Below are 18,736 nucleotides of genomic sequence, written 5' to 3'. Positions count from 1 at the left end.
GACCCGGCGCGCTCACGGGGTCCTGCGGGACAGCTCCAGGGTTCTGCGGGCCTCCTCCACCACCGCCCGGTCCACGAAGCGGCCGTCGGGCAGCGCCTGCGCCCCCTCGTCCGTGGCCGCCGCCTTGAGGACCGTCTCCGCCCGCTCGACCTCCTGTGCGGTCGGCAGGTACGCGCGCTCGATGACCGGCAGCTGGCGCGGATGGATGGCCGCGCGGCCGAGGAGGCCCAGGTCACGGCCGCGGGCGCAGGACTCGGCCAGGCCCGCTACGTCCCGTACGTCGGGGTAGACAGACTGGGCGGGCGGCGGAAGGCCCGCCGCCCGGGCCGCCACGACCACGCGGGAGCGGCACCAGCCGAGGCCCGCCTCGTCCCGTACGCCGAGGTCGGCCCGTAGATCCGCCTCGCCGAGGGCGAGGCCCCGCAGCGCCGGGTGGGCGCTCGCCACGGCGAAGGCCCGCTCCACGCCGAGGGCCGATTCGAGCAGCGCGTACAGGGCGGGGGCGCCGCCGTCCCGGGGCGCGGCCCGCTCGGCGGTACGGATCACGTCCGCGACGGACGTGACCTTCGGCAGCCTGAGGCCCGCGAGCCCCGGCAGCGGCGCGAGGACCGCCAGGTCCGCGTCGGACAGGGCGGTGCCGAGCGCGTTCACGCGCACGTGCACCGGCACCTGCGGCACCTCGCCGAGCAGCTCCGCGGTGGCCGCGCGGGCGTACTCCTTGCGGTCGGGCGCCACCGCGTCCTCCAGGTCCACGATCACCACGTCCGCGCCCGCCACCAGCGCCTTGGCGACCACCTCGGGGCGGTCCCCGGGGGCGTACAGCCAGGTCAGGGGGTGTGGTCTCACAGGGCGCCCTCGCTGCGGAGCGCGCTGATCTCGCCCTCGGACAGACCGAGCTCGGTGAGGACCGCGTCGGTGTCCGCGCCGTGCGGGCGGCCCGCCCAGCGGATCGCGCCGGGCGTCTCGGAGAGCCGGAAGAGCACGTTCTGCATGCGCAGCGGGCCGAGCTCGGGATCGGGGACCGTGGTGATCGTGCGCAGGGCCGCGTACTGGGGGTCCGTCATCACGTCCCGTACGTCCTGGACGGGGGCCACCGCCGCCTCCGCCTTCTCGAAGGCCTCGGTCACCTCGGTGCGGGTGCGGTCCGCGATCCAGGCGCCGACCGCGTCGTCCAGGACGTCGGCGTGCGCCGCGCGCCCGGCGCCCGTCGTGAACCAGGGTTCCTCGGTCAGCTCGGGGCGGCCGACCAGGCGCATGACCCGCTCCGCGATCGACTGCGCCGAGGTGGACACGGCGACCCAGCCGCCGTCGGCCGTGCGGTAGGTGTTGCGGGGCGCGTTGTTCGTGGAGCGGTTGCCCGTGCGCGCCTGGACGTGGCCCAGCTGGTCGTACCAGAGCGGCTGCGGGCCGAGGACCGTGAGGATCGGCTCGATGATCGCCATGTCGACGACCTGGCCGCGGCCCGTGTGGTCGCGGGCCGCGAGGGCCGTCATCACCGCGTACGCCGTCGCGAGGCCCGCGATCGAGTCCGCGAGCCCGAACGGCGGCAGCGTGGGCGGCCCGTCCGGCTCGCCGGTGACCGCCGCGAAACCGCTCATCGCCTCGGCGAGCGTGCCGAAGCCGGGGCGGCGCGCGTACGGACCGAACTGGCCGAAGCCCGTGACGCGGGCGAGCACCAGGCGCGGGTTCGCGGCCCGCAGCTCCTCCCAGCCGAGGTCCCACTTCTCCAGGGTGCCGGGGCGGAAGTTCTCCACGATCACATCGGCCCCGGCGGCCAGGCGCAGGAGCGTGGCCTGCCCGCCGGGGGTGGACAGGTCGAGGGTCATCGCGCGCTTGTTGCGGCCGAGCAGCTTCCACCACAGGCCGACGCCGTCCTTGGCGGGGCCGTGGCCGCGCGAGGGGTCCGGGCGCCTGGGGTGCTCGACCTTGACGACGTCCGCGCCGAAGTCGCCCAGCAGGGTCGCGGCGAGGGGGCCCGCGAAGAGGGTGGCGAGGTCGAGGACGCGCAGGCCGTCGAGGGGCTTCACGCCGTGACCTCCGCCGCCGCGTCGATCTCCGCGCGGTACGGCATCGACGCCGCCGCCCCCGCCCGCTGGACCGAGAGCGCCGCCGCCGTCGACGCCCAGGCCAGCGCGTCCGGCACGGGCCTGCCCTCGCCGAGCGCCGTCGCGAGCGCGCCCACGAACGTGTCGCCCGCGCCCGTGGTGTCCACCGCCGTGACACGGGGCGCGGGCACCGTCACGGTCTCGGCGTCGCGCGCCGCGTACAGGCTCCCGTGCGCGCCGAGCGTGACGACGACCTCCGGGACGTGGGCGAGCAGCGCCCGGGCGGCGCCGCCCGGGTCCGTGCTGCCGGTGAGCGCGGTCGCCTCGTGCTCGTTGGGGATCAACAGGTCGGTGGCGGCGAGGAGTTCGGGCGGCAGGGCCTGGGCGGGCGCCGGGGTGAGGACGGTGCGCACGCCGTGCTCGCGGGCGTACCGAGCGGCGGCGGTGACCCCGTCCAGGGGCGTCTCCAGCTGGAGCAGCAGCAGACCGGCGGAGGCGATCAGGGCCTCGTCGCCGTGGGAGAGGGCGGTGAGCGCGGCGTTGGCGCCGGGCACGACGACGATCGCGTTGCCGCCCTCGTCGTCGACGACGATGTGCGCGGTGCCGGTGGCGCCCGCCACGGTGCGCAGCAGATCGGTGTCCACGCCCGAGTGGTCGAGGGCGGTGCGCAGCTGGGTGCCGAAGGCGTCGGTGCCGACCGCGCCGATCATCGAGACCGTGGCGCCCGCGCGGGCCGCGGCGACGGCCTGGTTGGCGCCCTTGCCGCCGGGGAAGGTGCGGAACTCGCGGCCGGTGACGGTCTCGCCGCGCTGCGGCGCCCGCGGCACGTACGCGACGAGGTCCATGTTGGTGCTGCCCAGGACGACGATGTGGGGGGTCATCGGGGGAGGGTCTCCTCTTCAGGCTTCAGGCTTCAGGCTTCAGGCTTCATGCTTCATGCTTCATGCTTCAGGGTGATGGTTCGTCAGGTCGGCGGTGAGGGCGGCGAGTTCGTCGAAGCCGATGCCGTCGAAGGCGGCGACGGAGGTGGCGAGGCGGTTCTTGAGGGGGGCCGTCCAGCGCTCGGGGAGCGCGTCCGGGTGGCCGTGGAGCAGGCCCGCGACCGACCCGGCGGTCGCGCCGTTGGAGTCCGTGTCCCAGCCTCCGGACACCACACGCGTGATGGAGCCGGTGAAGTCGCCGTCGGCGTGGGTGAGGGCGGCGGCGAGCAGGGCCGCGTTGGGCACGACGTGGACCCAGTGGTAGCCGCCGTACGCGGCGTGCAGCTGGTCCACGACGTCGTCGAAGTCGGCGGCCGCGCGGGCCAGTTCGATGCCGTGGACGACCGCGCGGGCGAGCCGGGACTCCGCCGGGATCACCCCGAGGCCCGCCGCGAGGCACTGGTGGACGTCGGCGGTCCCCGACGCCGCCCGCGCGATCGTCGCCGCCGCGAACATCGCTCCGTACACGCCGTTGCCGGTGTGGCTCAGGCACGCGTCCCTGCGGGCCTGCTCGGCGGCCGCTTCGGGGGCGCCGGGGTTGGTCCAGCCGTGCGCGTCGGCGCGGATCAGGGCGCCGATCCACTCGCGGAACGGGTTGCGGTGGCGGGCCGTGCGGGGCGGGGCGACGCCGTTGAGGAGGTTGCGGTACGCGACGCGCTCGGCGGTGAAGGTGCGGGCCGCGGGGAGCTCGTCCAGCCAGACGGCGGCCACGTCCGCGGGGGTGAAGGACGGGCCGTGGCGCTGGAGCAGGAGGAGGTTCAGGAGCGGGTAGTTGAGGTCGTCGTCCTCCGGCATGCCGTCGATGTTCTCGGCGAGGGAGGTGGCGGCGGAGCGTCTGTTCCAGGGGTAGCGGGCGGTGAGCTCGGGCGGGACGCCTCTTGCCGTGAACCAGGTGTGCAGGGGCCAGTTGCCGGTGGCTCGGGCCAGGCTGCGGATGCCCGCCAGGGGGAGCTTCTCCACGGGTTTGCCTAGCAGGCAGCCGGCGGCTCTGCCCAGCCAGGCGGCGTGTAGGCGGTCGCGGTGCCCTCGCGGGGCGCCCCAGGCCCGCCCCTTCCCGAACCGGGGGCTGCCGCCCCCGTTCCCCCGCTCAACTGCGTTGGCGCTTCGCGCCTCGTCCTCAAACGCCGGACGGGCTGAAATGTCCAGCTCGTCCAGGAGGTGTTCCGCCAGGGCCCGGAGGTGGGGTGGGGCCGGGTGGGGGGACGTGCCCCCGGCCGGTGGGGTGGGGGTGCCTCCTGCCTGTTCCCAGCGGGCCCGGGCCTCCGTGACGTCTCTGCCCTCCTCCCTCGCCTGGCGGAACTCGTGGGCGATGAGGTCCTCGGGCTGGAGCCAGGTCAGGCGCATGGCGGGCCTTCGGTGAGGGTCGTGAACGCGCTCTCGTGGGCGCGGCGGCGGGCGCGGTCGCGGGCGTGGACCTCCTCGGCGACCGCCGTCAGGGTCAGGGCCGGGGCGCGCAGGTCGAGGCGGCTGGCCTCGGCGACCTTCTTGGACCAGTCGGACGGGATCGGGGCCTCGCCGCGCAGCGCGCCCGCGAGAGCGCCGCCCATCGTGGCGATGGAGTCGCAGTCGCGGCCGTAGTTCACCGCGCCGAGCACGGTGGCGCGGTAGTCGCCGTCGCCGATCAGCAACATGCCGAGGGCGATGGGGAGTTCCTCGATGGCGTGCAGCCGGGAGGGGCGGCGGGCGCCGAGACAGGGGGCGCGGTAGTCGGGGCCGACGGTGTCGAAGGGGGCGATCGCCGCGCGCAGGGGCCGCAGGGCCGTCTCGTACGCGCGGTGCCGGGCCGCGGCGACGGCCACCGCCTCGATCGCCGCCCGCGTGCCGTCCTTGGCAAGGGCCAGACAGGTGTCGATGACGGTGGTGGGGGTGGCGCCGGGGGCGCAGGCCGCGGCGACCGCCGCCGCGAAGACGCCCGCGGCCTCCCGCCCGTACGACGACTGGTGCGCGCCCGCGACGTCGAGGGCCTCGGCGTACGCCGCCCGCGGGTCGGCCGCGTTGACCAGGCCGACCGGCGCCATGTACATCGCCGCGCCGCAGTTGACGATGTTGCCCGCGCCCGCCTCACGCGGGTCCGCGTGGCCGTAGTGGAGGCGCGCCACGAGCCACTTCTCGGCGAGGAACAGACGCTGGAGGGGGAGCGCCTCGGCCTCAAGCTCCGGGATCCAGCGCGGGGTGGTCATCAGGTCCGGGACCAGGTGGTCGGCGATCGCGTACGCGTCGAGGTGGTCGCGCACGGTGGCGTACACGCGGACCAGGGCGTGCGTGAGGAGGGTGTCGTCGGTGACGTGTCCGTCGCCCTTGTGGTACGGGGCGATGGGCCGAGCGGTGCGCCAGGCCTCGCCGTGCCAGGGGCCGACGATGCCCTGGACGGGGCCGCCGTGGCGGTCGGCGATCTGCTCGGGGGAGTAGCCCTCCACCGGGCCGCCGAGCGCGTCGCCGACGGCCGCGCCGACGAGGCTGCCGGTGACGCGGTCCGCCAGCGGGGAGCGAGGGGGCGTATGCGGGTCTTTCATGGCGTGCGTGCCTCCAGGGCGGTGGGTGCGGTCAGTGCTTGGCGTACGTCTCCGCGAGGTGTCCGGCGAGTTCCACCAGGTCGGTGCCCGCGAGCCGGGGCAGGGCGCAGCCGGAGAGCGCCCTGCAGGACGCGCGCCAGCTGTCGGGGATCGCGGCGGCCGTGCCGAGGACGCCGGTCAGGGCGCCCGCGAGCGCGGGCGCCGAGTCCGAGACCCGCGACAGGCAGGCGGCCGCGGGCACCGCCTCGTGGACGCGGCCGCGGGCGGCGGTCGCGAGGGCGAGGGCGACGGGCACGGTCTCGGCGGCCGCGATGCCGTAGCTGTAGACGTGGTCGACGATCTCGTGTTCCAGGAGCGGCACCAGGGCGAACGTGGCGTCGCGCGCGGGGGCGCAGGTGCGGGCGAGCTTCACCGCGTGGCGGGCGTTGCGGCCGATCTCGGTGTGCGCGGGCAACTGGTCGAGGGCGGCGGCCACGGCGTCGTCGGGCGCGGCGCCGCCGAGGGCGGCCGCGATCGCCGCGGCCATCGCGCGGGCGCCGTGCACGCCGTCGCCGTCCTGGGTGTAGCGGGCGTCGAACTCGGCGAGCGCGGCGGCCCGTTCGGGGTCTCCCGGGTGGACCAGGGCCAGGACGCAGGCGCGCACGCAGGCCGCGTCGTCGAAGAAGTGCGGGTTGTCGTGGCCGGTGGCGGGCGGCGCCAGGCCCGCGGCGAGGTTGCCCAGGCCCGCCCGCACCGAGATGCGGGCGCGCAGCGGCAGCACCGCGGACTCCACCTCCGGGGCCCGGGCCGCGGCCGCGGCGACCTCGCTGGCCAGGGTGTTCCAGGACAGGGCGAGCGTGGCGCGGGTGCGGCGGTCGCGGGTCAGGGCGGGGTCGAGGGTGCCGTCGGCGGCGGTCAGCACGGACTCCGCGGTGAACGCGGCCCACTCGGCGTCGTCGGAGGGGCCGAGGCGCAGGGGTTCCGGGGGCTGGTTCAGGGCGATGGGCACCGGCAGGGTGGTGGTCGCGTTGTGCTCCGCGAAGGTGTCGAGTTCGCGGGTGAGACGGCGGGTCCAGTCGGGCATGCGGGCCGCTCGGTGGCGGGCGGAGGGCCAGCCCGCGGCGTCGCCCGCCGCTAGGCCTAGGAGCAGGCCTTCCACTTGGGGCCTGGTGGGGGCTCCCCCAACCCGCCCCTTCCCGAGACCGGGGGCTGCCGCCCCCGGGCCCCCGCGCCTGGTTTCACGGTTGCCCGGCGGCTTTGGTGCTGTGCCCGCCCGTTCCGCCCTCTGGGCGGACCAGCCGCCCACAGAAATGTCGTCCGGGGTTAGTAGGTCAGCGATGTCCAAGACGTGGTGGCCCCTCATCGACGGCAGGCAGGAGCCCCTGGCCGGGCCGATGGCTCTCGACCACTCCTCGGGGATCGCTTCCGCGCCGCGCGTCGCTCCCGCGAGGGCGCCCGCCACCGCCGCCGTCGTGTCCGCGTCGCGGCCCATGTTGACGGCCGTGAGGACCGCCGTCGCGAAGTCGCCGTCGGCGGCCGCGTACGCGCCGAAGGCCAGGCCGACCGCCTCGGGGGCCAGGTCCGTCCAGGGGTAGCCGCCGATGACGACCGCCGAGCGGACCGCGCGTTCGCCGCGGTGCGCGACGGCGGCCGCGCGGCGCAGCGAGCGTGAGGTCCAGGAGTCGTACGGGATGACGGACAGGGCGGCCGCGACCACCGCCTGGACCGGCGCCCCGGCCATCGCCGCCGCGACGCCCGCCGCCACCGCCTGCCCGCCGTAGATGCCCTCGCCGTCGTGGCTGACGGTGCCGTCGACGGCGACCAGGCGGGCCGCCTCCTCGGGGCGGCCCGCGGCGAAGACGCCGAAGGGCGCGGCGCGCATGGCCAGGCCATCGCTCCAGGCGTGCCGGTGCTGGGCCGAGATGGGCGCGGCCAGGCCCCGGCGGAGGTTCTCCAGGGTGCCGCGCTCGCTGAACCCCGCGCCCCGGAACGGGCCTTCGTCGAGGTCGGCGATCCACTGGTGCCAGGCGTGCTCGACGTGCGCGACGGTGAGCGCCGAGCCGTGCCGGGCGAGCAGCAGCCCCGAGAAGATCGCGTACTCGGTGTCGTCCGTGCCGCAGGGGCGCTCGGCGACGTACCCGGTGATGCGGCCCCAACGGCGGCGGATCTCCGAGGGCTTCAGGTTCTCCGCGGGCGCGCCGAGCGCGTCGCCGACCGCGAGGCCGAGCAGGGCCCCGCGGGCCCGGCCGCGGCGGCCGCCCGCGTCGCCTGGCGCCGGTACCGGGGGAACGCATGCGACGGACACCATGCCGCGCCTCCCATCGCGCTGACTGCCGGGTGGCAGTGCCTTGGAGCATCCCTGCCACCCGAGGCCACTCATGTGAGCATCCCCGCGCTCGGAGTCACCCCTTCGGCATGCTCGCGGGGCGCCGCGGGGAGGTCGTCACACGGGTGTGTTTTCGCAGGTAAGTACGGCCTTCCTTGCTGGCGGGAGCGATTTTTCGCGCGTACTTTCGAGATCGCTACCGACTGATTCCACCGTTACGACCAGGGGGCCGCACCATGGCGATCATCGAGACCGAGGCGGCGCTGCACGAAGCGCACCGCGACAACCACAGCCACCGCGACGTCAACGGCGGCTGGCTGCGCCCGGCCGTCTTCGGCGCCATGGACGGCCTGGTGTCGAACCTCGCGCTGATGACGGGCGTCGCGGGCGGCGCCGTGTCGCAGCAGACCATCGTCATCACCGGTCTGTCCGGGCTCGCGGCGGGCGCGTTCTCCATGGCCGCGGGCGAGTACACCTCCGTCGCCTCGCAGCGCGAGCTGGTGCAGGCCGAACTGGACGTCGAGCGCCGCGAGTTGCGCAAGCACCCGGTGGACGAGGAGCGCGAGCTCGCCGCGCTCTACGTCTCCCGCGGCGTCGAGCCGGACCTCGCCCGCGAGGTGGCGCGGCAGCTGTCGCGCGACCCCGAGCAGGCCCTGGAGATCCACGCCCGCGAGGAGCTCGGCATCGACCCGGGCGACCTGCCCTCGCCGACCGTCGCGGCCGTGTCGTCCTTCGCGTCCTTCGCCCTGGGCGCGCTGCTCCCCCTGCTGCCGTATCTGCTGGGGGCGAGCGCCCTGTGGCCCGCGGTGCTGCTCGCGTTGGCCGGATTGTTCGCCTGCGGTGCCGTGGTGGCGCAGGTGACCGCGCGGTCGTGGTGGTTCAGCGGGCTGCGGCAGCTGGCGCTCGGCGGGGCCGCGGCCGGTGTGACGTACGCCCTGGGCAGCGTGTTCGGTACGGCCGTAGGATGAGCGACCGCAGGTGTATGCGGGATATCGCATAAGTAGCCGTTACCGTGCGGTTTCGATTCCGCGACCGCGGGGCATGAGCCGTAAGCGCTGCGGGCAATGAGGCCTGTGTCGCTTCGGACCGACGGCCACCGATCTGTCCGCTCCGGTCCCTCTTCGCCGCTCTCCGAACCCCAGGGCGCTGTCCAGATACTGGAATGAAGTATCCGCTTTTCGAGAAGCGGCCCATCATGTAACCTGCACGAAATTTCGCCAGGGCCAACGTCGTCCCTCGCCGCCCGCGCCCCCCGAGCCTGGGAGGTGCCTCACCACGACGACGGGAGTGCCGATGCGTATCGACGCCTGGTCGCCCATGGACGGTCGCCCCGCCCCGCAGGGCATGTACGACCCCCGCAACGAGCGCGACGCCTGTGGTGTCGGGTTCGTGGCCACCCTCACCGGTGAGGCGAGCCATGAGCTCGTCGAGCAGGCGCTGACCGTACTGCGCAACCTGGAACACCGCGGCGCCACCGGCTCCGAGCCCGACTCCGGGGACGGCGCGGGCATCCTGCTCCAGGTGCCGGACGCGTTCCTGCGCGAGGCCGCCGGATTCGAGCTGCCCGCCCCCGGCGCCTACGCCGTCGGCATCGCCTTCCTGCCCGCCGCCGGCACGGACGAAGCCGTCTCACAGATCGAGACGCTCGCCGCCGAGGAGGGCCTGACCGTCCTCGGCTGGCGCGAGGTGCCCGTCGCCCCGACGCTGCTCGGCGCGAGCGCCCGCTCGACGATGCCCGTCTTCCGGCAGCTGTTCGTCGCGGACGGCGAGAGCGCAGGGCTTGCCCTGGACCGCAAGGCGTTCGTCCTGCGCAAGCGCGCCGAGCGCGAGGCCGCCACGTACTTCCCCTCCCTCTCGGCCCGCACGATCGTGTACAAGGGCATGCTGACCACCGGCCAGCTCGAGCCCTTCTTCCCGGACCTGTCCGACCGCCGCTTCGCCACGGCCCTCGCGCTCGTCCACTCCCGCTTCTCCACGAACACGTTCCCGAGCTGGCCGCTCGCGCACCCCTACCGCTTCGTCGCGCACAACGGCGAGATCAACACGGTCAAGGGCAACCGCAACTGGATGCGCGCCCGCGAGTCCCAGCTGGTCTCCGACCTGTTCCCCGGCCAGGGCACGCTGGAGCGGATCTTCCCGGTCTGTACGCCGGACGCCTCCGACTCCGCCTCCTTCGACGAGGTCCTCGAACTCCTCCACCTCGGCGGGCGCTCGCTGCCGCACTCGGTCCTGATGATGATCCCGGAGGCGTGGGAGAACCACACCTCCATGGACGCCGCCCGGCGCGCCTTCTACCAGTACCACTCCACGATGATGGAGCCCTGGGACGGCCCCGCCTGCGTCACCTTCACCGACGGCACCCAGGTCGGCGCCGTCCTGGACCGCAACGGCCTGCGCCCGGGGCGCTACTGGGTCACCGACGACGGCCTCGTCGTGCTCGGCTCCGAGGTCGGCGTCCTCGACATCGACCCGGCCAAGGTCGTCCGCAAGGGCCGCCTCCAGCCCGGCCGGATGTTCCTCGTCGACACCGCCGAGCACCGCATCGTCGAGGACGACGAGATCAAGGCCGCCCTCGCCGCCGAGAAGCCGTACCAGGAGTGGCTGGAGGCCGGTGAGATCGAGCTCTCCGACCTGCCCGAGCGCGAGCACATCGTGCACACGCACGCCTCCGTCACCCGCCGCCAGCAGACCTTCGGCTACACCGAGGAAGAGCTGCGCGTGCTGCTCGCCCCGATGGCCACGGCCGGCGCGGAGCCGATCGGCTCCATGGGCACCGACACCCCGATCGCGGCCCTCTCCGAGCGCCCGCGACTGATCTTCGACTACTTCACGCAGCTGTTCGCCCAGGTCACCAACCCGCCCCTGGACGCCATCCGCGAGGAGCTCGTCACCTCCCTGCACTCCTCGCTCGGCCCGCAGGGCAACCTCCTCGACCCGACCGCCGCGTCCTGCCGCAGCGTCACACTGCCCTTCCCGGTCATCGACAACGACGAGCTCGCCAAGCTCATCCACATCAACGCCGACGGCGACATGCCGGGCATGAAGGCCGCGACGCTCTCCGGCCTGTACCGGGTGCACGGCGGCGGCGACGCGCTCGCCGCCCGCATCGAGGAGATCTGCGCCGAGGCCGACGCCGCCATCGAGGCCGGCGCCCGCCTGATCGTGCTCTCCGACCGGCACTCCGACGCCGAGCACGCCCCGATCCCCTCGCTCCTTCTCACCGCGGCCGTCCACCACCACCTGATCCGCACCAAGCAGCGCACCCAGGTGGGCCTGCTCGTCGAGGCGGGCGACGTGCGCGAGGTCCACCACGTCGCGCTGCTCATCGGCTTCGGCGCGGCGGCCGTCAACCCGTACCTGGCGATGGAGTCCGTCGAGGACCTGGTCCGCGCCGGCACCTTCCTCAAGGCCGTCGACGGCGGGGCCGAGCAGGCCATCCGCAACCTCATCAAGGCCCTCGGCAAGGGCGTCCTCAAGGTGATGTCCAAGATGGGCATCTCCACCGTCGCCTCCTACCGCGGCGCGCAGGTCTTCGAGGCCGTCGGCCTGGAGGCGTCCTTCGTCGAGAAGTACTTCAACGGCACCGCCTCCAAGATCGGCGGCGTCGGCATCGACGTCATCGCCCGCGAGGTCGCCGCCCGCCACGCCAAGGCCTACCCGGCCTCCGGCGTGCCCTCCGCGCACCGCGCCCTGGAGATCGGCGGCGAGTACCAGTGGCGCCGCGAGGGCGAGCCGCACCTGTTCGACCCCGAGACGGTCTTCCGCCTCCAGCACTCCACCCGCAACCGCCGCTACGACGTCTTCAAGCAGTACACGGACCGCGTGAACGAGCAGTCCGAGCGCCTGATGACGCTGCGCGGCCTGTTCGCCATCACGAGCGACCGGCAGCCGGTGCCCCTCGACGAGGTCGAGCCCGTCTCCGAGATCGTCAAGCGCTTCTCCACCGGCGCCATGTCGTACGGCTCCATCTCCCGCGAGGCGCACGAGACCCTCGCCATCGCCATGAACCAGCTCGGGGCCAAGTCCAACACCGGCGAGGGCGGCGAGGACCCGGACCGCCTGTACGACCCGGCGCGGCGCTCCGCCATCAAGCAGGTCGCCTCCGGCCGCTTCGGCGTCACCTCCGAGTATCTGGTCAACGCCGACGACATCCAGATCAAGATGGCCCAGGGCGCCAAGCCCGGCGAGGGCGGCCAGCTGCCCGGACACAAGGTCTACCCGTGGGTGGCCAAGACCCGGCACTCCACGCCGGGCGTGGGGCTCATCTCCCCGCCGCCGCACCACGACATCTACTCCATCGAGGACCTCGCCCAGCTCATCCACGACCTGAAGAACGCCAACCCGAAGGCCCGCATCCACGTGAAGCTGGTCTCCGAGGTCGGCGTCGGCACGGTCGCCGCGGGCGTCTCCAAGGCCCACGCGGACGTCGTCCTGATCTCCGGCCACGACGGCGGCACCGGCGCGTCCCCGCTGACCTCGCTCAAGCACGCGGGCGGCCCCTGGGAGCTCGGCCTCGCCGAGACCCAGCAGACGCTGCTGCTCAACGGCCTGCGCGACCGCATCGTCGTGCAGACCGACGGCCAGCTGAAGACCGGCCGCGACGTCGTCATCGCGGCCCTGCTCGGCGCCGAGGAGTTCGGCTTCGCGACCGCGCCCCTGGTGGTCTCCGGCTGCGTCATGATGCGCGTCTGCCACCTGGACACCTGCCCGGTCGGCATCGCCACCCAGAACCCGACGCTGCGCGACCGCTTCAGCGGCAAGGCCGAGTTCGTCGTGAACTTCTTCGAGTTCATCGCCGAGGAGGTCCGCGAGTTGCTCGCCGAGCTCGGCTTCCGCTCCATCGAGGAGGCCGTAGGCCACGCCGAGCTCCTCGACACCACGCGCGCGGTGAACCACTGGAAGGCCCAGGGCCTCGACCTTGAGCCGCTGTTCCACGTCCCCGACCTGCCCGAGGGCGCGGTGCGCCACCGCCTGGTCGCCCAGGACCACGGCCTGGAGAAGGCGCTCGACAACGAGCTGATCAAGCTCGCCGCCGACGCGCTCGCCGCGCACGCGCAGGAGGACGCCCAGCCCGTCCGCGCCCAGGTCGCCATCCGCAACATCAACCGCACGGTCGGCACCATGCTCGGCCACGAGGTGACGAAGAAGTTCGGCGGCGCGGGTCTGCCCGACGACACCATCGACATCACCTTCACCGGCTCGGCGGGCCAGTCCTTCGGCGCCTTCGTGCCGCGCGGCGTCACGCTGCGCCTGGAGGGCGACGCCAACGACTACGTGGGCAAGGGCCTCTCCGGCGGCCGCGTGATCGTCCGCCCGGACCGGGGCGCCGACCACCTCGCCGAGTACTCCACCATCGCGGGCAACACCATCGCCTACGGCGCCACCGGCGGCGAGCTGTTCCTGCGCGGCCGCACCGGCGAACGCTTCTGCGTGCGCAACTCCGGGGCCCTGGTGGTCTCCGAGGGCGTGGGCGACCACGGCTGCGAGTACATGACCGGCGGGCACGCCGTCGTCCTCGGCGAGACCGGCCGCAACTTCGCGGCGGGCATGTCCGGCGGCGTCGCGTACGTCATCGACCTGGACCGCGACAACGTCAACGCCGGGAACCTGACGGCCGTCGAGGAGCTGACCGAGTCCGACGCGCGGTGGCTGCACGACGTCGTGCGCCGCCACCAGGAGGAGACGGGCTCCACCGTCGCCGAGAAGCTGCTCGGCGACTGGGAGGCGGCCGTGACCCGCTTCAGCAAGATCATCCCCAGCACGTACAAGGCAGTGCTCGCCGCCAAGGACGCCGCCGAGCGAGCCGGACTCTCCGAGTCCGAGATCACCGAGAAGATGATGGAGGCGGCGACCCATGGCTGACCCGAAGGGCTTCCTGCACCACGGCCGCGAGGTCGCCCGGACCCGCCCGGTGGGCGAGCGCGTCCAGGACTGGAACGAGGTCTACGTCCCCGGCTCGCTCCTGCCGATCATCTCCAAGCAGGCCTCGCGCTGCATGGACTGCGGCATCCCGTTCTGCCACAACGGCTGCCCCCTCGGAAACCTCATCCCCGAGTGGAACGACTACGCCTACCGCGAGGACTGGTCGGCCGCCCAGGAGCGGCTGCACGCGACGAACAACTTCCCGGAGTTCACCGGGCGCCTGTGCCCGGCCCCCTGTGAGTCGGCGTGCGTGCTCGGCATCAACCAGCCCGCCGTGACGATCAAGAACGTCGAGGTCTCCATCATCGACAAGGCCTGGGAGACGGGCGACGTCGCGCCCCAGGCCCCCGAGCGCCTCTCCGGCAAGACCGTCGCGGTGATCGGCTCGGGCCCCGCGGGGCTCGCCGCCGCCCAGCAGCTCACCCGCGCCGGGCACACCGTCGCCGTCTACGAGCGCGCCGACCGCATCGGCGGCCTGCTCCGCTACGGCATCCCCGAGTTCAAGATGGAGAAGCGGCACATCAACCGGCGCATCGAGCAGATGCGCGCGGAGGGCACCAAGTTCCGCACCGGCGTCGAGGTCGGCCGGGACATCGACGCGGCGAAGCTGCGCAAGCGCTACGACGCCGTGGTGATCGCCGCCGGTGCCACCACCGCCCGCGACCTGCCGGTGCCCGGACGTGAGCTCAAGGGCGTCTACCAGGCGATGGAGTACCTGCCGCTCGCCAACAAGGTCCAGGAGGGCGACTACGTCACCACGCCCGTCTCCGCCGAGGGCAAGCACGTCGTCGTGATCGGCGGCGGCGACACCGGCGCGGACTGCGTGGGCACCGCCCACCGCCAGGGCGCGGCCTCGGTCACCCAGCTGGAGATCATGCCGCGTCCGGGCGAGGACCGGGCCCCGCACCAGCCGTGGCCGACGTTCCCCATGCTCTACAAGGTCACCTCCGCCCACGAGGAGGGCGGCGAGCGCGTCTACTCCGTGTCGACCACCCACTTCGAGGGCGACGAGGACGGCAACGTGCAGTGGCTGCACCTCATCGAGGTCGCCTTCGTGGACGGCAAGCTCACCCAGAAGCCGGGCACCGAGCGGCGCATCCCCGCGCAGCTGGTCACCCTCGCGATGGGCTTCACCGGGACGGACCGGGAGAATGGTCTGGTGGACCAGTTCGCACTGGACCTGGATGAGCGTGGCAATATTGCTCGTGACGGGGACTTCCACACCAACGTGCCGGGCGTCTTCGTCGCGGGCGACGCGGGCCGTGGCCAGTCCCTGATCGTCTGGGCGATCGCCGAGGGACGCTCCGCCGCGCGCGGAGTGGACCGCTTCCTCACCGGCGCGAGCGATCTGCCGGCCCCGATCCGCCCCACGGACCGTGCCCTGACGGTCTGACCCTGACTGTCCCGTACAACGGCGTACGGAACTGAGCGTGGCGCCTGCCGAGTCCCCGACCGGACTCTTCGGCAGGCGCCACGTGTTTTTCCGGCCGCTGTGCCCACGACGCACCCGCAGCGCCACGCGTCGAGGACGCCCTTCGACGCCACGGAGTGCACGGGTGGGCGGGTGGGAGAAAAAACCACCCACCGGACGCCAGGCCATACAACAAACGGGTGAGAACACCGAGCCGCCCCGCCGCGCAGCGGCGGCCCAGGGAACCGCTACATCACAGCGATAGCGCACCGCGCAACGGTCATTACGGTTCGGCCGCTTCCCCGAAAGGGTCTAGACCGCCAACACCCTGCGTGAGCAGAATCGCTCCCACCACAGGAACCTGAAGGGGGCCGGCATGAAGCGACGTGTCATCACGGCGGGTTGTATCGCCCTGACGCTCGGTCTGACCGCAACGGCGTGCGGTGATGACGGCGACGACAACGGCGGCAAGGGCGGCAAGCTCGACGGCAAGGGCAAGACCCTCACCGTATGGATCATGGAGGGGACCAACCCCGACCCCCGGCCCTTCTTCAAGGAGGTCGGCGCGGCCTTCGAGAAGAAGACCGGCGCCAAGATCAAGGTCGAGTACCAGCAGTGGACGACCGCCCAGAAGAAGTTCACCACGGCCATCGCGGGCGGCAAGGACCAGGTCCCCGACGTCGCCGAGGTCGGCACGACCTGGGTGCCGCAGTTCGCCGAGACCGACGCGCTCGTCGACGTGACCGACGACGTGAAGGAGGCCGGCCTCTCGGACGACCTCGTGGAGGGCCTGAAGGACGCGGGCACCCTGGACGGCAAGCAGTACGGCATGCCGTGGTACGCGGGCGTGCGGTCCATCGTCTACCGCAAGGACCTCTTCGAGAAGCACGACCTGAAGCCGCCGACGACCTGGAAGGAGCTCCGGGACACGGCGAAGACGCTGAAGGACAAGGAGCCGGACAAGGTCGCCTTCCCGGTGGCGGGCGGCGCGGAGATGTTCGCGATGCCGTTCATCTGGGGCGCGGGCGGCGACCTCGCCACCCAGGACGGCGACGAGTGGAAGTCCGCCATCAACTCGCCCAAGGCCGTGAAGGGCATCAAGTACTACACGGACCTCGCGACCAAGGACAAGGTCTCCCCGTCCAAGGTGACCACCTGGACGGAGAAGGAGGTCGGTGACGCCTGGGGCAAGGGCCAGGTCTCCATGGCGGTCGGCGGCAACTGGACCCCGAAGGCCATCGTCGAGGCGAACCCGAAGCTGAAGGGCAAGCTCGGCGTGGTGCCGATCCCGGGCGAGACGGGCGGCATGAGCAAGTCGTTCCTCGGCGGTTCCTACCTGTCGACGTTCAACACGGACAACAAGGAACTCTCCTGGGAACTGGTCAAGTTGATGACCACCGGTGAGTTCGCCGCGAAGTGGGCCGAGCAGACCAACTACTTCCCCGGCCAGAACTCCGAGCTCAAGAAGATCGAGCAGCAGAAGGACCCGCTGGTCGAGCCGTTCGCCAAGCAGATGATCGAGGCCGGCGCGACCGTGCCGAAGACCCAGGCGTACGGCGAGATCCAGGCGTCGAAGGTCGTGACCCGCATGGTGCAGGCGATCCTCACCGGCAAGTCGTCCGTCCAGGACGCCGCGGACACGGCAGCCAAGGACATGGACGAGATCTTCGCCAAGGACAAGTAGCCAGGGACGCGTACCCGTCGTGAAAGAAACGCTCGTCAGCGGCGAGCCGAAGGCCACCATCCCTTCGGCCCGCGGGCCCCGCCCCGTGGACGACGGCGGCGAGGCCGCCCGCCGCCGCAAGAAACTGATCACCGTCACCCGGCCGTGGCTGCTGCTCACGCCCGCGCTCATCGTGCTCGTGGGCCTGCTCCTGTGGCCGATGATCCAGGTCGGCAAGATCTCGCTGCAGGACTACGAGGTGAAGTTCGGCGGCAGCGAGGCCAGCTTCACCGGATTCGACCACTACAAGGACCTGCTCACCAGCGAACTGCTGTGGAAGACGGTCCTTCCCAACACCGTCTTCTTCGCGATCGCCTGCGTCGGTCTGACCGTCGTGCTCGGCACCCTCGTGGCGCTGCTGCTCAACCGCCTCGGCCCCACCTGGAAGCTGATCTGCTCCGTGTCGATCCTGGCTGCCTGGGCGATGCCCGCGGTGACCGGGACGTACGTCTGGATCTGGCTGTTCTCCCCGGAGGACGGCATGTTCAGCCAGTTCGCCGACTCGATCGGTCTGATCGACGCGGAGACCACCAACTGGTTCACCGAACGCCTGCCGTTCTACGGCATCGCCACGATCAACGTCGTCCACCACGGCTTCCCGTTCGTCGCGATCACCGTCCTCGCCGGGCTCCTCACCATCCCGAAGGAGCTCTACGAAGCGGGCGAGATCGACGGCGCCAACGCCTGGCAGCGGTTCTGGAAGATCACCGTGCCGACCATCAAGCCTGTCTTCCTCGTGGTGACGATCCTGTCCACCATCTGGGACTTCAAGGTCTTCACGCAGGTCTTCCTGATGCCAGGAGGCAGCGGCGACAACCCGGACGTCTACAACCTCGGCGTCTACTCGTACATCGAGGCGTTCGCCAAGGACAACTACGGCGCGGGAGCCGCGGCCGCCGTCCTGCTCACGGTGCTCCTTCTCGTCATCACCGTCGTCTACATCCGCACGCTGTTCCGGCAGGGCGAGGAGGATCTGTGACCACCCGCCGCACCAGCCTCGCCGCCCGCATCGGCCTTCCGCTCTCGATCGCGGCGTTGCTGGTCTTCACGCTCTTCCCCGTCTACTGGATGGTCTCCACCGCCCTTGACCCGAAGGCGCTCACGCGCGGCTCGGACCTGCTGCCCAGCGGCGTCAGCCTCGAGCACTTCGACTTCGTCTTCGACCGGGGCAACTTCGGCACCTACCTGCTGAACTCGGCGATCGTCGGGCTCGTCACGATCGCCGCGGCCGCGCTCCTCTCGCTGTTCGCGGCCATCGCCGTGGCCCGCTTCCGCTTCAAGTTCCGCACCTCGGTACTGATCATGGTCCTGATCGTGCAGATGGTGCCGCTGGAGGCGCTCGTCATCCCGCTGTTCATCCAGATGCGGGACTACGAGATGCTCAACTCGCTGCTCGGCCTGTCGATCGTGTACATCGCCCTGTCGCTGCCGTTCGCGATCTGGACCCTGCGCGGGTTCGTCGCCGCGGTGCCCAAGGAGGTCGAGGAGGCGGCGTACATCGACGGCGCGTCCTGGTTCCGGATGTTCTGGTCGGTGCTGCTTCCGCTGGTCGGGCCCGGACTCGTGGCCACCTCGATCTTCGCCTTCATCACGGCGTGGAACGAGTTCGTGTTCGCGTACACCTTCATGAAGGGCAACGACAAGTACACGGCCGCCGTGGGCATCTTCCAGTTCTTCGGTGAGAACACCACCTCCTGGGGTCCCGTGATGGCCAGCTCCACGCTCGTCACCGTGCCGGTGATGATCTTCTTCGTGCTCGTGCACCGCAGGCTGGGCTCCGGCCTGGCGGCGGGAGCGGTCAAGGGCTGAGCCCCACCGCCGCACCCCGGGCCCGGAC

At 72.4% G+C, this 18,736-nt stretch carries 12 protein-coding genes and 1 pseudogene; 6 read left to right on the top strand and 7 right to left on the bottom strand.

Going from position 1 to position 18,736, the window contains the following annotated elements:
- Window positions 1–12: 12 nt before the first annotated feature.
- The 7 genes and pseudogenes from AC07A4_RS34150 to AC07A4_RS34120 form a co-directional block, all read right to left on the bottom strand.
- Entirely contained in the window at window positions 13–846 is an 834-nt protein-coding gene (locus tag AC07A4_RS34150) for an HpcH/HpaI aldolase/citrate lyase family protein (protein WP_478606397.1), read from the bottom strand.
- Window positions 843–2,027, bottom strand: a complete 1,185-nt coding sequence (locus tag AC07A4_RS34145; protein ID WP_478606395.1) for a CaiB/BaiF CoA transferase family protein — start codon at window positions 2,025–2,027, stop codon at window positions 843–845. Before AC07A4_RS34145 ends, AC07A4_RS34150 begins: the two co-directional genes overlap by 4 nt.
- A complete protein-coding gene (gene rbsK / locus AC07A4_RS34140; RefSeq protein ID WP_478606393.1) occupies window positions 2,024–2,926 on the bottom strand; it encodes a ribokinase in 903 nt (300 codons plus the stop codon). The genes AC07A4_RS34145 and rbsK overlap by 4 nt, the downstream gene beginning before the upstream one ends.
- Window positions 2,927–2,986: 60 nt before the next feature.
- On the bottom strand, window positions 2,987–4,369 hold the full coding sequence (locus AC07A4_RS34135; protein ID WP_478606390.1) for an ADP-ribosylglycohydrolase family protein: 1,383 nt from the start codon (window positions 4,367–4,369) through the stop codon (window positions 2,987–2,989).
- Complete coding sequence (locus AC07A4_RS34130) at window positions 4,360–5,538, bottom strand: ADP-ribosylglycohydrolase family protein (RefSeq protein ID WP_478606387.1); 1,179 nt, start codon at window positions 5,536–5,538, stop codon at window positions 4,360–4,362. The genes AC07A4_RS34135 and AC07A4_RS34130 overlap by 10 nt, the downstream gene beginning before the upstream one ends.
- Window positions 5,539–5,569: 31 nt before the next feature.
- A complete protein-coding gene (locus tag AC07A4_RS34125; protein ID WP_478606753.1) occupies window positions 5,570–6,823 on the bottom strand; it encodes an ADP-ribosylglycohydrolase family protein in 1,254 nt (417 codons plus the stop codon).
- 6 nt (window positions 6,824–6,829) lie between these two features.
- Window positions 6,830–7,825, bottom strand: a pseudogene (locus AC07A4_RS34120) (ADP-ribosylglycohydrolase family protein); the annotation flags it as partial.
- Between the two features lie 254 nt (window positions 7,826–8,079).
- Between AC07A4_RS34120 and AC07A4_RS34115 the strand changes: the two are divergent.
- From AC07A4_RS34115 to AC07A4_RS34090, 6 genes are all read left to right on the top strand, one after another.
- Window positions 8,080–8,811 (top strand): VIT1/CCC1 transporter family protein, encoded by a 732-nt coding sequence (locus tag AC07A4_RS34115; RefSeq protein WP_478606386.1) that lies wholly within the window; start codon window positions 8,080–8,082, stop codon window positions 8,809–8,811.
- Window positions 8,812–9,187: 376 nt separating this feature from the next.
- Window positions 9,188–13,705, top strand: a complete 4,518-nt coding sequence (gene gltB, locus AC07A4_RS34110) for a glutamate synthase large subunit (protein ID WP_478606752.1) — start codon at window positions 9,188–9,190, stop codon at window positions 13,703–13,705.
- Window positions 13,698–15,158, top strand: coding sequence for a glutamate synthase subunit beta (locus AC07A4_RS34105; RefSeq protein WP_478606384.1), 1,461 nt, complete (start codon window positions 13,698–13,700; stop codon window positions 15,156–15,158). The genes gltB and AC07A4_RS34105 overlap by 8 nt, the downstream gene beginning before the upstream one ends.
- A gap of 394 nt (window positions 15,159–15,552) precedes the next feature.
- Window positions 15,553–16,860, top strand: coding sequence for a sugar ABC transporter substrate-binding protein (locus AC07A4_RS34100; protein WP_478606382.1), 1,308 nt, complete (start codon window positions 15,553–15,555; stop codon window positions 16,858–16,860).
- A 19-nt stretch (window positions 16,861–16,879) separates the two neighbouring features.
- Entirely contained in the window at window positions 16,880–17,878 is a 999-nt protein-coding gene (locus tag AC07A4_RS34095) for a carbohydrate ABC transporter permease (RefSeq protein ID WP_478606380.1), read from the top strand.
- Entirely contained in the window at window positions 17,875–18,708 is an 834-nt protein-coding gene (locus AC07A4_RS34090) for a carbohydrate ABC transporter permease (protein WP_478606377.1), read from the top strand. The genes AC07A4_RS34095 and AC07A4_RS34090 overlap by 4 nt, the downstream gene beginning before the upstream one ends.
- Window positions 18,709–18,736 lie beyond the last annotated feature (28 nt).

It is taken from the genome of Streptomyces sp. NPDC043996 (genome assembly GCF_056435225.1).
This window is presented reverse-complemented; position numbering and strand designations above follow the sequence as displayed.

Excerpts from the sequence above, each read along its gene's own strand:
- AC07A4_RS34115 (WP_478606386.1), top strand. The coding sequence starts at position 8,080 with ATGGCGATCATCGAGACCGAGGCGGCGCTGCACGAAGCGCACCGCGAC.
- AC07A4_RS34105 (WP_478606384.1), top strand. The coding sequence starts at position 13,698 with ATGGCTGACCCGAAGGGCTTCCTGCACCACGGCCGCGAGGTCGCCCGG.
- gltB (WP_478606752.1), top strand. The coding sequence starts at position 9,188 with ATGTACGACCCCCGCAACGAGCGCGACGCCTGTGGTGTCGGGTTCGTG.
- AC07A4_RS34135 (WP_478606390.1), bottom strand. The coding sequence starts at position 4,369 with ATGCGCCTGACCTGGCTCCAGCCCGAGGACCTCATCGCCCACGAGTTC.
- AC07A4_RS34100 (WP_478606382.1), top strand. The coding sequence starts at position 15,553 with ATGAAGCGACGTGTCATCACGGCGGGTTGTATCGCCCTGACGCTCGGT.
- AC07A4_RS34130 (WP_478606387.1), bottom strand. The coding sequence starts at position 5,538 with ATGAAAGACCCGCATACGCCCCCTCGCTCCCCGCTGGCGGACCGCGTC.
- rbsK (WP_478606393.1), bottom strand. The coding sequence starts at position 2,926 with ATGACCCCCCACATCGTCGTCCTGGGCAGCACCAACATGGACCTCGTC.